The sequence below is a fragment of the Burkholderia cepacia complex sp. TUM26381 genome, from assembly GCF_057439935.1.
The window spans coordinates 2,411,480-2,425,372 of the sequence record NZ_CM172007.1; the positions used below are offsets into that span (position 1 = coordinate 2,411,480).

Consider the following 13,893-nt stretch of genomic DNA (forward strand, 5'->3'; position numbering starts at 1 on the left):
GCGCCTTCCGATGGTTGCCCGACAAAAAATTGACACAAATCAGGCACTTAATCCTAGCCTTGCGAGACGAACCGGGTATAATTCCCCGTTTCCCTAAATCGATTTTTCGATGGTTGGGTTGTTCACTGCTTTCACGCTAACACCGGGAGTGGGAATGTCCAATCTGAGCGATGCGCTTCAGTTGAAGTCGGCTCACAGCCAGCTTCCAGTCACTGCATATTTCGATGAGGCGCTACTCGAGCGCGAGATCGAAACCCTCTTCAAGAAAGGACCTCGTTACGTCGGGCACGAGTTGATGGTGCCCGAGGCGGGGGATTATTTTGCGCTGCCGTCCGAGAAGGAAGGCCGCGTGCTGGTCCGCAACCAGACGAACCAGATCGAACTGCTGTCGAACGTCTGCCGTCACCGGCAGGCGATCATGCTCAACGGGCGCGGCCGCACGCAGAACATCGTGTGCCCGCTGCACCGCTGGACGTACGACCTGGAAGGCGAACTGCTGGGTGCGCCGCACTTCCCCGACAAGCCCTGCCTGAACCTCGGCAAGAGCCCGCTGCAGAACTGGCAGGGGCTGCTGTTCGAGGCCGAAGGCCGCCATGTCGCGCGCGATCTCGCCAACCTCGGCACGAAGCATCACTTCGACTTCTCGGAGTACCACTTCGATCACGTCGAAGTGCACGAGTGCGATTACAACTGGAAGACGTTCATCGAGGTCTACCTCGAGGATTACCACGTCGTCCCGTTCCACCCGGGCCTCGGCAGCTTCGTGTCGTGCGACGACCTCAAGTGGGAGTTCGGCGACTGGTACAGCGTGCAGACGGTCGGCGTGCACAACGCCCTCGCGAAACCCGGTAGCGCGACCTACCAGAAATGGCACGAACAGGTGCTGAAGTTCCGCAACGGCGTGCCGCCGGAGTTCGGCGCGATCTGGATGGTCTACTACCCGGGCCTGATGATCGAGTGGTATCCGCACGTGCTCGTCGTGTCGTGGCTGATCCCGCGCGGGCCGCAAAAGACGACCAACATCGTCGAGTTCTATTACCCCGAGGAAATCGCGCTGTTCGAACGCGAATTCGTCGAGGCCGAGCGTGCCGCCTATATGGAAACGGCCGTCGAGGACGACGAAATCGCGATGCGGATGGACGCAGGCCGCCGTGCGCTGATGGCACGCGGCGAGTCGCAGGTCGGCCCGTACCAGAGCCCGATGGAAGACGGCATGCAGCACTTCCACGAGTTCCTGCGCCGCCACCTCGGCGACCTCTGACAACCGGTGCGGCGCTTTGACGCCGCCCGGCATCCGGCAGACGAAAAGACGGGCTTCGGCCCGTCTTTTTTTGTTTAGACTTGGAGTGTCAGGCCATTTGCACTCCAGGGAGTCGTCATGCCACACACTCATTACACCACGCTCATCTCCGCCGCCAATCTCGCCGAGCGCCTGGCCGCGGCGCCCGGCAGCGTCGCGCTGTTCGATTGCCGCTTCGATCTCGCCGATCCCGGCGCGGGCGAAGCCGCCTACGCGGCCGGCCACATTCCCGGCGCACAATATATTCATCTCGACCGCGACCTGTCGGGCCGCAAGACGGGCACCAACGGCCGCCATCCGCTGCCGACCCGCGACGCGCTCGCTACGTTGCTCGCCAGCCACGGTCTCAAGCAGGGCCAGCAGGTCGTTGCATACGACGCGCAAGGCGGCGCCTTTGCGGCGCGACTGTGGTGGTTGCTGCGCTGGCTCGGCCACGATTCGGTCGCCGTGCTCGACGGCGGCCTGCCGGCCTGGGAAGCGGCCGGCGAGCCGCTGACGACCGACGTGCCGCAACCGGCCGCCGGTGATTTCCGCGCAGCCGCGCCGCTCGAATCGACGGTCGACGCTGCAGCCGTGCTCGCGAACGTGGCATCGCCCACGCGCGTCGTGATCGATGCGCGCGCACCGGACCGCTACCGCGGCGAAAACGAAACGATCGATCGGGTGGGCGGTCATATCCCCGGTGCGCGCAACCGCTTCTTCAAGGACAACCTGACCGCCGACGGCCGTTTCAAGACCGGCCATGAATTGCGCGAAGCGTTCTCCACCGTGCTGGCCGGCACCGAACCGAACCGCGTGATCCTGCAATGCGGCTCCGGCGTCACCGCGTGCCACAACGCGCTGGCGCTGGAAGTGGCGGGCCTGCACGGCGCGTCGCTGTACCCGGGCTCGTGGAGCGAATGGAGCGCGGATCCGTCGCGGCCGATCGCGACCGGCCCGACGCCGTAAGCGCGAGCACCGCGCAGCAGCGATAAAGCGGCGGCATGGGCCGCCGCTTGTCGTTTACATCACGCCGTACTTGTGGAACCACGCGATCGCGCGCTTCCAGCTCTCCTCCGCATCGGCCTTCACATAGCTCGGCCGGTAATCGGCAAAGAATGCGTGACCGGCATCCGGATACACGACGATCTCCGATTCGCGCGCGAGCTTCGAATCGCTCGCCTGGATCGCCTTGCGCATGTCGGCGAGCGACGCCTGCGTGATGTTCGCGTCCTTTTCGCCATAGAGCCCGAGCACGGGCACCTTCAGCGACGATGCATGATCGACCGGGTTGAACGGCGTCATCTCGTCGGTCTTGCCTTCCACGAACCCGTACCACGCCACGGCTGCCCGCACGTGCGGGTTGTGCTCCGCATACAGCCACGCCTGGCGGCCGCCCCAGCAGAACCCGACAACGCCGAGACGCGACAGGTCGCCGCCGTTCTTGCCGGCCCACGCGACCGTCGCATCGAGATCCTCCGTGACCTGCCGGTCCGGCACCTTGCTGACGATGTTGTCGACGCCCCCCTGGATCGTCGGGTACTTCGACACGTTGCCCTGCCGCGCGAACAGGTCGGGCGCGATCGCGAGATAACCGAGCTTCGCAAAGCGGCGGCAGATATCGGCGATATGCGCATGCACCGCAAAGATTTCGTGAATCACGATCACGACCGGCAGGTTCGTCTTGTCGACCGGTTGTGCGCGATAGGCCGGCACGCTCGCGTCGCCCGAGCGGATCTCGATGGTGTCGACATCCAGCCCCGCGCTGTCGGTCGTGACCGTCTGCGCGGACACGGGCAGCACGGCCGCCGCGAAGGTGCCGCCCAACGCGGCCTGCATGAATTTGCGGCGCGAGAACGGGATATGGGGGACCAGGCTGTCGACTTCGGGTTTCAACATGAATGCACTCCTCGATTGGGCGCCGCCGTCACGATTCCGGTTACGTATGACGGGGCATCGCACCGGCGCGCGGCGCGGATGTCGCGGCGGTTGGCACCCCGCCGCAAGCGGAAACCCGGACACGATGCCCAATAATCCGTTGTCGCGTCAACTGTCAGATGTGTAAGACTCGATTACGGCGCGTTGCGCCGGTCGCTTCGATCCCGACGCAAAAGCCCGCCGGCGGCCTGTCGAAACACGGCGCGACAGCCCATGCCGATCGTCGTGGCGCGACCGGATACTTGCGAATCGAAAAGGAAAACGCGGGGTCAGCGCACGCGCTACCGCCCCGCCAACCGCGAAAGACAACCGGCGCAGCACACGCACGACGTGCGCCTTCCCCGCCCGCTCGACGCGCGAACGCGCGGTCAGTGCAGTTTGACGCGCGGCAGCGTCGTGCGCCGCAGCCAGTGCGCGACCGTATCGAGCATCATCCGCGGATAGCCGTGCAGCGCGGCGATGTGCATCCGGTACAGCGACATGTACATGAAGCGTGCGAACAACCCTTCGATCAGCATGTTGCCGCCGATCAGCCCGCCCATCAGGTTGCCGACCGCGCTGAAATGGCCGAGCGACACGAGCGAGCCCAGGTCGCGATACGTGAATTCGGGCAGCGGACGCCCTTCGAGCCGGCAGCCGATCGCCTTCAGCAGGAAGCTCGCCTGCTGGTGCGCGGCCTGCGCGCGCGGCGGCACGTTGCGCTCGTTGCCGGGCCATGCGCATGCCGCACAATCGCCGAGCGCGAAGATGTTGTCGTCGGTGAAGGTCTGCAGCGTGCGGCGCACGTCGAGCTGGCCAAGCTTGTTGACCTGGAGCCCATCGAGATTCGCGAGCACGGCCGGCGCCTTGATGCCGGCGGCCCAAACCGTCAGGTCGGCACGCACCGTCTTGCCGCTCGCCGTGTGGACGGCCCCGGGCGCCACCTCCGTCACGCGCTCGGCGAGCATCAGCCGCACGCCGATCTTTTCGAGCAGTTCGGCCGTCGCAGACGACACGCGCTCCGGCAACGCCGGGAGGATCCGCGGCCCCGATTCGATCAGCACGATGCCGACGTCGTGGCGCGGATCGAGCTTGTGCAGCCCGTAGGCCGACAACACCTGCGCGGTGTTGCGCAGCTCCGCGGACAGCTCGACGCCGGTGGCGCCGCCGCCGACGATCGCAACCTGGATGCGCGGCTCTGCCGCTTCACCCGGCGCGGCCGGCGCCGGGCTCTGGTGCTCGGCGCGCATGCACGCGGCGATCAGCCGCTTGCGGAAGCGCTCGGCCTCGCCCACCGTATCGAGCGCGATCGCGTTTTCCGCCGCGCCCTGCACGCCGAAGAAGTGTGTCGTGCTGCCGATCGCGATCACGAGCGTGTCGTATTCCAGCTCGCGCGCCGGCAGCAGTTCCTCGCCGTCGCTGTCGTTGACCGGTGCGAGCGCGATGCGTTTCGCCGTGCGGTCGAGCCCGTTCAGCCCGCCCTGCTGGAACTCGAAGCCATGCCAGCGCGCCTGCGCCGCATATTCGAGCTCCTGCGTGAACGGATCCATGCTGCCGGCCGCGACTTCGTGCAGCAGCGGTTTCCAGATGTGGGTCGGATTGCGGTCGACGAGCGTGACGAGCGCGCGCGCGGGACGCTTGCCGCGCGCGCCGTATTGGTCGCCGAGCCGCGTCGCCAGTTCCAGGCCGCCCGCGCCTCCGCCTACGATGATGATCCGATGCATCTGATTCCCCTTTGCGATTCGAAACTGCTGCCGCCGGACGAAGCAAACGCGATGCATTCTCGTCGCCCGGTGGATTAACCGGTTCGGACATCATCGATGTGCAGTTCGAAGCACTTCGATGCGTCCTGTCCCGGAACGCGGGACGCGCCGCCCCGCGTCAATGACATGACTGACATGCATTGTCCGGGAGCTTGCGCGTTGACCACAAGCAAACCATCTCGATATTCAGCATCCCTGCAACAATATGCCGCGGGAAACGCGAACCGCACGGGGGTGCGTCAGTGTGCCTCTTCCCAGTTCGCGCCGGCGCCCACTTCGGCGACCAGCGGCACCTTCAGCTTCGCGACGCCGCACATCATTTCCGGCAGTTTCTCGCGCACCAGCGACAGTTCCTCGTCGGGCACCTCGAGCACCAGTTCATCGTGCACCTGCATGATCATGCGCGACGCGAGCTTGTCGCGCGTGAGCCAGTCGTCCACCGCGATCATCGACAGCTTGATCAGGTCGGCCGCCGTGCCCTGCATCGGCGCGTTGATGGCCGCGCGCTCGGCCGCCTGGCGGCGCGGGCCGTTGCCGCCGTTGATCTCCGGCAGCCACAGGCGGCGGCCGAAAACGGTTTCGACGTAGCCCTTCTCCTTTGCCACCGAACGCGTGTCTTCCATGTACTGCGCGACGCCCGGATAGCGGGCGAAATAACGGTCGATATAGAGCTTCGCCGCGTCGCGCGTGATGCCGAGGTTCGACGCGAGGCCGAACGCGCTCATCCCGTAGATGAGCCCGAAGTTGATCACCTTCGCGATCCGGCGCTGGTCGGAATTGACCTCCAGCGGCGTCACGCCGAACACCTCGGCGGCCGTCGCGCGGTGGATGTCCTCGCCCTGCGAGAACGCGCGCAGCAGCGACGCGTCGCCCGAGATGTGCGCCATGATCCGAAGTTCGATCTGCGAATAATCGGCCGACACGATCCGGTGGCCCGGCGACGCGATGAACGCCTCGCGGATGCGCCGGCCTTCGGCCGTGCGCACCGGAATGTTCTGAAGATTCGGATCGTTCGATGCGAGGCGGCCCGTCACCGCGACGGCCTGCGCATAGTTCGTGTGCACGCGGCCCGTCGACGGGTTCACCATGCGCGGCAGCTTGTCGGTATAGGTCGACTTCAGCTTCGACAGCCCCCGATGCTCGAGGAGCAGCTTCGGCAGCGGGTAGTCCTCCGCCAGCTTCTGCAGCACCTCTTCGTCGGTGGACGGCGCGCCGCTCGGCGTCTTCTTCACGACCGGCAACTGCAGCTTCTCGAAGAAGATCTGCCCGATCTGCTTCGGCGAGCCAAGATTGAATTCGCCGCCGGCCAGTTCGTACGCCTGTGCTTCGAGCTCGATCAGGCGCGTCGCGATTTCGGTGCTCTGCGCCTGCAGGCGCACATCGTCGATCAGCACGCCCGTGCGTTCCATCTTGCGCAGCACGAGCGACACCGGCATTTCGATCTCGCGGTACACGCGTTCGAGGCCCGGTTCGCGCGCCACTTGCGGATACAACGCGTGATGAAGCTGCAACGTGACGTCCGCGTCCTCGGCCGCGTATTCGGCGGCCTGCGTGAGCGCCACTTCGTCGAAACCGATCTGCTTCGCGCCCTTGCCCGCGACGTCTTCGTACTTGATCGTCTTGACGCCCAGATGACGCAGCGCGAGGCTGTCCATGTCGTGCGTGCGGTGCGATTCGACCACGTACGATTCGAGCAGCGTGTCGTGCTCGATGCCGTTCAGCGCGATGTCGTAGTTCGCGAGCACCTGCGCGTCGTACTTCAGGTGCTGGCCGACCTTCTTGCGATCGGCCGATTCGAGCCACGGTTTCAGGCGCGCGAGCACCTCGTCGATCGGCAGCTGCTCCGGCATGTCGGGGCCGCGGTGCCCGACCGGCAGGTAGGCCGCCTTGCCCGGCTCGACCGAGAACGACAGGCCAACGAGCCGCGCGAGCATCGGGTCGAGCGCGGTGGTTTCCGTGTCGAACGCGGTCAGTGCGGCCGCATCGATCTTCGCGAACCACGCGTCGAACTGCTCCCAGGTCTGGATCGTGTCGTATTCGCGCACGATGTCGGCCGCCACCACCGGTGCCGGCTCGCCTTCCGGCGCATCGGCGCCGCCGCCTTCCGCGGGTGCGCTGTCGACTTCGCGCAGCCAGGTCTTGAAGCCGTAGCGCGCGAAGATGTCGCGCATCAGGTCGCGCGCTTCGCCGTCGCTCTTCAGCGACGCTTCGATCGATTCGAGATGCGGGGTGAGGTCGCAGGCCGTCTCGACCGTCACGAGCGTGCGGCCGAGCGGCAGGAAGTCGAGCGCGCGGCGCAGGTTGTCGCCGACCACGCCCTTGATCTCGCCCGCGTGCTCGATCACGCCGTCGAGGCTGTCGTATTGCGCGAGCCATTTCACGGCCGTCTTCGGCCCACACTTCTCGACGCCCGGCACGTTGTCGACGGTGTCGCCGATCAGTGCGAGGTAGTCGATGATGCGCTCGGGCGGCACGCCGAACTTCGCGATCACGCCGTCGCGGTCGAGCGTCTCGTTGGTCATCGTGTTGACGAGCGTGACGTGGTCGGTCACGAGCTGCGCGAGATCCTTGTCGCCGGTCGACACGATCACGTTCATCCCGTGCCGTTCGGCTTCGCGCGCGAGCGTGCCGATCACGTCGTCGGCCTCGACGCCTTCGACCATCAGCAACGGCCAGCCGAGTGCGCGCACGGCGCCGTGGATCGGTTCGACCTGCAAGGCAAGGTCGGGCGGCATCGACGGACGGTTTGCCTTATAGTCGGCATAAAGGTCGTCACGGAACGTCTTGCCCTTTGCATCGAACACGCAAGCGCTATACTCTGCACTGACTTCCTTGCGCATACGGCGCAGCATGTTGATGATTCCGTAGAGCGCTCCGGTCGGCTCCCCGCCAGGGCCACGCAAATCAGGCATCGCATGGTAAGCCCGATAGAGATAGCTCGAACCATCAACCAATAGCAGGGTCTTACCTTCCAGATTTCGTTCTTCAGGCATTATGAACAAGAGAAAAGTGATTCCGAGTCTGCGTTCGCTCGCAGATCAAGAACGCGCGACGGCCAAGAAGGCGCGCGCATCGTGGCAGATGTTCACGATTATGGCAGAGTTTATCGAGGCGACCGAGTACCTGTCGGAGATCCGCCCGGCTGTCAGCATCTACGGTTCTGCCCGCCTCAAACCCGATACGCCGCACTACAAGCTTGCCGCGCAGATCGCACGCAAGCTGTCCGACGCCGGCTTCGCCGTGATCTCCGGCGGCGGCCCCGGCATCATGGAAGCCGCGAACAAGGGTGCGCACGCCGGCAAGGCGCCGTCGGTCGGCCTGAACATCGAGCTGCCGCACGAGCAGGCCGGCAACCACTACCAGGACATCTCGCTGCGCTTCCGCCACTTCTTCACGCGCAAGGTCACGTTCGTGAAGAACTCGGATGCCGTGATCGTGATGCCGGGCGGCTTCGGCACGCTCGACGAGCTGTCGGAAGTGCTCACGCTGATCCAGACGAAGAAGTCGCGCCTCGTGCCGATCATCCTCGTCGGCAGCGAGTTCTGGCAGGGGCTGCTGCAATGGTTCCGCGACCAGTTGATTCCGATGGGCCTGATCAATCCGGAAGACATGGACCTGATGCAGGTGATCGACGATCCCGACCAGGTGCTCGACGCCGTGCTCGCGTTCTACGAGGACAGCGGCGAAGAGGAAGGTTCGGACGATGACGATCATCCGCCGCGGCCCGAAGAAGACCGGATGTTCTATCTGTAACGCATCCGTGGCGAGCGCCGGCCCGACGGCCGGCGAGCTGCCTGACGTGCGGCAGGTATCGCTTCGGCGGCCTGCCACGCGTCATTTTGTAACGCACCGTTAATCCGGCTTCGCGGCCGCGCGCCGCCGAATGTCAAATCCGCGCAGCCCGCACTGTGCGATGCGGAGTGTCCTTCCGAACCTGCGGTCCACCATTGTCAAATGACGCTGGCGCATACCCGCAGCCTGCCTCTGTCGGCCGGCAACCCTCCGTAATAAACCCGTCTCGCCTTTTCCGTCATGTGCCCGCACACTGATTGTGTCGGCGCGGCGTTCCCCCGGTGGAACGGCCCCCTCGCTTCCATCGCGTCGCGCCGGCCTCTTCACAACGACATCACGGAAAAGAACATGCAACGCTCGCTGATCGCCCTCGCCTTCGCCGGCCTCGGCCTCTCGCTGTCCGGCCTCGCTCACGCCGTCAACGTCGACGTCAACATCGGCACGCCCGCGCCGGTCGTCGTTGCGCCTGCGCCCGTCATGGTCGCCCCCGCGCCGGCAGTCATCGTCGGCTGGCACGGCGACCGCTACTGGGACGGCCACCGCTACTGGCAGCGCCGCGAATGGGAAGATCACCAGCGCTATCGTGGTCATGGCGGCTATCACTGCCCGCCGGGACACGCGAAGAAAGGCGAGTGCTGAGCGACACCGCGCCTTCACCCGCGACGCAAGGCCGTCCGCGCGCTTCGGCGCCGGGCGGCCTTTTGATTTCCGGCCGCCGATATCGTGGATGAACGGCAGGCCTGACCGCACGGCGCCGGGTGGTAGGATCGCCCTTGTCCAATGCCAATCCCGCCATCCATGCCGCTCGTCCGAATCTGGGCCGTCGACCACGCCCTCGCGTCCGGTATCGCCGCACCGACCGACATCTTCACGGCGGCCAATCATCTCGCGTCAGCAGCGCCGCAAGGCCGGATGACAACGCCGTTCCGCTGGCGTGTCGAATCAATCGGCGGACGCCCGGTGCGCACGGCCGCCGGCCAGCTCATTCCTGTCGACGGCGCGATCGACGGCGGCAGTGCCGCCGACGCAATCTGGCTCACGGGCCCGTTCGTCGCCGACCTCGACCGTCTGCTCGACCGGCCCGCGGTGCTCGCCCCGCTGTTCGACGCATTGCGCCGACAACACGCGCGCAGCACGCTGATCGCGACGTACTGCACCGGCGCGTTCCTGCTTGCGGAAGCCGGGTTGCTCGACGGTCGCGTCGCCACGACGCACTGGTCGAAAGCGTCGAGCTTTCGTGCCCGCTATCCGGACGTGGCGCTGCGCGCGTCGGACGTGCTGACCGAACAGGACGGCATTCTGTGCGGCGGCGCCGTCACGTCGTACCAGAATCTCGCGCTGCGGGTCGTCGACAAGCTGGCGAATGCGCGCGTGGCCGCGTCCGTCGCGAGACTCATGCTGATCGACATGAACCGCGATTCGCAGGATTCGTTCATCGACCTCGACCGGATGGGCCACCGCGGACACGACGATCCCGCCATCGCGCGTGCGCAACGCTGGATGGAAAAACATCTGCGCGAACCGTTCAGCCTCGCGCGGCTGAGCGACCATGTCGCGATGAGCGAACGCACGCTGCATCGCCGCTTCCGGGATGCGGTCGGCGCCCCGCCGCTCAGATATCTGCAGACGCTCAGGATCGAAGTTGCGAAACGGCTGCTCGCGGAAACGAAGCTCGCGATCGATGCGGTGTGCGAACGCGTCGGCTACGCGGACATCAGTGGTTTCCGGCAACTGTTCAAACGCGAGACCGGCATCTCGCCGGGCGAATATCGCCGTCGATTCGCGCGTTAGCCGTCCGGAACGGGCGCGGGACGCGATGTCGGGAATGGCATCGTCGAATGGCAGTTTCGCCACTTCGTGCATCGGCATGCGGTTCATACACTGGATTCACGTCGCCGGAACCGGAGCGACGCCGTCTCCACCGAACCAGGACACCGTCATGCCGATGATCGACATCACTATCCCCGAAGGCGCGCTCGCGCCGCACGCCGAAGCGCAACTGATGAACGCGCTGACCGGGACGCTGATCCGCCACGAGGGACTCGATCCCGACGATCCGCGCGTGCGCGACGTGACCTGGATCTTCGTTCACCGGCCGGCGGTCGTGTATCGCGCCGGCACCATTGCGCCCGAGCCGATCTACCGGATCGTGCCGACTGTGCCGGAAGGACAGTACACGGACGCCGCGCGCGCCGCGCTGATCGCCGACGTGACCGCCGCCGTCGCACGCGCGGAAGGCGTGCCGATCGACGCCGTCGCGACGCGCGTGTGGGTCTTTCCGACGGAAATCGACGATGGCTGCTGGGGGAGTCGCGGCACGGTGCGCCGCCTGCCGGACATCATGGAATATTTCGGCGGCGCGACGCTGCGTGCGCTCGGGGAACGGCGGCTGGCGACCAAGCGGCGCGCGGATGCGATCCGGGTCGTCGATGCGGCGCGCGAGTCGATGCGGGACACGGAGCGGAACGGGTCGCGAGAACCCGTTGCCGGGGAGGTGCGCTGACGCCGGTTCGCAACCGGATCGCGGCCGGTCGCGGGTGGCAGGAACAAGACACGCGCGCCCCGGTTGGCCGCGCATCGCACATCGCGATGCGCACCGCAGCCGGGGCGGCGTTCACCTCACTGGAACGCCACTTCCGCAAAGCTTCGCAGTTTGCGGACGCAAAATCACACTAAATCAAGGCGTTCCGTCACTTTCTCAAACTTTTTGCGGAAATACGGCTCACCATTTCACGTGGATTTCAGCAGCAATCTGGGAGCAAGTTAGACGACTCATGTCGCCAATCATCCACTTGCTGCAGAGTCATATCCGCAAGCCAAACCGTATGATCGTCTACACGTCTACCACCATATCCTTCCGCCTGCCACTCGGGCTCAAATGCAGCATGGAAATGCGACCGAAATGCGTCGGTACGACCGCGCATTTATATCCTCTGACCTAGCACTTCTACGTACCTGCCAACGCTTGACACCCACACATGCCGGTGCTTTAGTAACGTTGCGGTATCAATCAGCATCCGGAGTCCGGATACCGCAAAAAATACAATACGACTATGTGCCTATCAGGTCGACTGACTTGTCTTGCATGTGGTCGAGATCAGAAGACCACATTACGATGGACGGGGTATCATGGCTGACTATTACGAGTTGGATTTTTTGGCCGTCGAAACCGGCAAAAGCGGAGATGCAATCACCCTTCGCTACTCGATCGACGGAGTTGCCGGAATTCATGTCGTCGACGGGGGCTATCTCGAAACCGGCGACCAGGTTATCGAACACATAAAGACGCACTACGGTGCGACGCACATCGATCACGTTGTATTGACGCACCCCGATCAAGATCACGCCAACGGGCTTCGCAAAGTAATCGCCGAATGCACTGTCGGTACCTTGTGGATCAATCGTCCGTGGATCTATGCGGACCAACTCCTCCCTCGATTCGAGACATACAACTCCGTAGATGCGCTTCGACGCAAACTCCGCTCCGTATACTCCGCGACTGCGGAGCTCGAAGACTTGGCAATAGAAAAGGGCGTCCCGATTCAAGACCCTCTTCAAGGAGCGCGTATCGGCCCCTTCACGGTCTTGGCACCTACTCTGGGGCGTTACTTAGATCTCGTAGTCACATCGAATAAGACGCCAGAGCACGTCGACGAAGGCGTACTCGCCCATATTTTTGACGGCATGATGAAAGCGGCAAAATCGGTCGCAAACTTCGTTAAAGCCGCCTGGGGTGACGAATACTTTCCGACTGAAGGTACAAGCAACGAAAACGAAATGAGCGTGGTGCAATTCGCCGAAATTAAGGGCAAACGCATACTCCTGACCGGTGACGCCGGTAGAGACGCCCTCAACGAAGCTGCGGACTATGCTCCGAACGTCGGACTAACATTGCCCGGAATTAACGTGTTCCAAGTTCCACACCATGGTGGGAGGCACAACGTCAGCACGGATGTGCTTGACCGATGGCTGGGGCAACGGTTGGAAAGCCTTCCCGAGAAAACCAATTGGAGTGCGGTCTGTAGTTCTGCAAAGGCGGATGAACATCATCCGCGGAAATCCGTAATCCGTGCAATGATGCATCGAGGTGGGTGGTTCGGCGCCACTGAAGGTCGCGCAATTTGCGTCGCAAATGGAATCACGCGTGAAGGTTGGACTTCGATTCCGCAAGTCGCATATCCTCAAGAACAAGAGAACTGATCCCGCCATGGCGATTGATTCCTTGATCGACTACCTTCGAGATCCGTACCAGCGCACGGCCCGGGTTTTCCCGGGCCTGCTCACTGTTCTACCGCTCTTGATTCCTTTGCTCTGGATACTTGGACCGCGAAGTCCAATTCTGACGGCATTGCTCGCACTCGTAACGAGTTGCGGGGCAATATATGGTTTGGCGAGCGGCGCACGAGGGCTCGGGAAGAGACTTGAAGAAAGGTTAATCAAAAAATGGGGAGGGATGCCGACAACTATTATCTTGAGGCATCGCGACCACCATCTAGACGACTACACGAAGTCTCGCTATCACAAAGCTATCAGCGAAAAACTACAAACTCCCCTACCAAGCGCCGAAGACGAAGCGCGCAACCCAGCCTCAGCAGATCAACTATATAGCGGTGTAACTCGCCACCTGCGGGAACTGACACGCGGAATAAAATATTCTCTCTTATTGAAGGAAAATATTGCGTACGGCTTTCACCGGAATATGCTTGCCATGAAACCAATCGGCCTCTCCACGAGTTCAATTGGCATATTTTTCGGACTTCTTCAAAGCCAGGTCATACAGTTCACGCCGCTTCACATTCAGGTATCAAAACTTCTGACACCAGGGACCGCAGCTGGAATTACCCTTTTCGGCGCAACAGTAATTCTATTTACATGGATCTACTTCACCGAAGCGCACCTTAAACGCATTGGATATGCCTACGCCGAACGTTTGTTTGAAGCGGCATGTGAAATTGAAGTGCCAACACAACGAGACGGAGCCAGAAAAGCGTCCCGGACACGGGCCACAGCTAGAGCCGCAACAAAAACAGACGACGCCTAAAGCGACAGGCATCAGCCTGTGACCGAGCGCACCGAGAAACGTTGAAAGCGCCGAAACTACATAACCAAGGCGCATAAAATTGCATAGAGGAATCGGGCCGC

Annotated in this window: 11 protein-coding genes; 8 read left to right on the forward strand and 3 right to left on the reverse strand. The window is 63.5% G+C overall.

Translation table 11 applies throughout. The features are described 5' to 3' along the window. Nucleotides 1-154 precede the first annotated feature (154 nt). Together ACWMMN_RS27430 and ACWMMN_RS27435 are read left to right on the forward strand one after the other, a co-directional pair. The gene (locus ACWMMN_RS27430; RefSeq protein ID WP_174992775.1) at nt 155-1,261 is read left to right on the forward strand and encodes an aromatic ring-hydroxylating oxygenase subunit alpha; all 1,107 of its coding nucleotides are present in this window, start codon (nt 155-157) and stop codon (nt 1,259-1,261) included. Nucleotides 1,262-1,378: 117 nt separating this feature from the next. After that, entirely contained in the window at nt 1,379-2,248 is an 870-nt protein-coding gene (locus tag ACWMMN_RS27435) for a sulfurtransferase (protein ID WP_486423401.1), read from the forward strand. Nucleotides 2,249-2,302: 54 nt separating this feature from the next. Here ACWMMN_RS27435 and ACWMMN_RS27440 read toward each other — a convergent pair whose 3' ends face one another. From ACWMMN_RS27440 to polA, 3 genes are all read right to left on the reverse strand, one after another. Further along, on the reverse strand, nt 2,303-3,178 hold the full coding sequence (locus ACWMMN_RS27440; RefSeq protein ID WP_486423402.1) for a dienelactone hydrolase family protein: 876 nt from the start codon (nt 3,176-3,178) through the stop codon (nt 2,303-2,305). Nucleotides 3,179-3,585: 407 nt separating this feature from the next. Continuing rightward, on the reverse strand, nt 3,586-4,920 hold the full coding sequence (locus tag ACWMMN_RS27445; protein WP_059237320.1) for an NAD(P)/FAD-dependent oxidoreductase: 1,335 nt from the start codon (nt 4,918-4,920) through the stop codon (nt 3,586-3,588). A gap of 278 nt (nt 4,921-5,198) precedes the next feature. Then, nucleotides 5,199-7,952 carry a DNA polymerase I gene (gene polA, locus ACWMMN_RS27450; protein WP_486423403.1) on the reverse strand — a complete coding sequence of 918 codons (2,754 nt, stop codon included), beginning with the start codon at nt 7,950-7,952 and terminating at the stop codon, nt 5,199-5,201. Nucleotide 7,953: 1 nt separating this feature from the next. Between polA and ACWMMN_RS27455 the strand changes: the two genes are divergently transcribed. The 6 genes from ACWMMN_RS27455 (at nt 7,954) to ACWMMN_RS27480 (ending at nt 13,792) form a co-directional block, all read left to right on the forward strand. Then, nucleotides 7,954-8,712 carry an LOG family protein gene (locus ACWMMN_RS27455; RefSeq protein WP_059237322.1) on the forward strand — a complete coding sequence of 253 codons (759 nt, stop codon included), beginning with the start codon at nt 7,954-7,956 and terminating at the stop codon, nt 8,710-8,712. A 387-nt stretch (nt 8,713-9,099) separates the two neighbouring features. Further along, on the forward strand, nt 9,100-9,390 hold the full coding sequence (locus ACWMMN_RS27460; RefSeq protein WP_059237323.1) for a hypothetical protein: 291 nt from the start codon (nt 9,100-9,102) through the stop codon (nt 9,388-9,390). A gap of 159 nt (nt 9,391-9,549) precedes the next feature. Further along, nucleotides 9,550-10,542 carry a GlxA family transcriptional regulator gene (locus ACWMMN_RS27465; protein ID WP_486423404.1) on the forward strand — a complete coding sequence of 331 codons (993 nt, stop codon included), beginning with the start codon at nt 9,550-9,552 and terminating at the stop codon, nt 10,540-10,542. Next, complete coding sequence (locus ACWMMN_RS27470; RefSeq protein ID WP_486423405.1) at nt 10,469-11,254, forward strand: tautomerase family protein; 786 nt, start codon at nt 10,469-10,471, stop codon at nt 11,252-11,254. Before ACWMMN_RS27465 ends, ACWMMN_RS27470 begins: the two co-directional genes overlap by 74 nt. 626 nt (nt 11,255-11,880) lie before the next feature. Further along, entirely contained in the window at nt 11,881-12,951 is a 1,071-nt protein-coding gene (locus ACWMMN_RS27475; RefSeq protein ID WP_486423406.1) for a ComEC/Rec2 family competence protein, read from the forward strand. Nucleotides 12,952-12,958: 7 nt separating this feature from the next. Continuing rightward, nucleotides 12,959-13,792, forward strand: coding sequence for a hypothetical protein (locus ACWMMN_RS27480; RefSeq protein WP_486423407.1), 834 nt, complete (start codon nt 12,959-12,961; stop codon nt 13,790-13,792). Nucleotides 13,793-13,893: the final 101 nt, after the last annotated feature.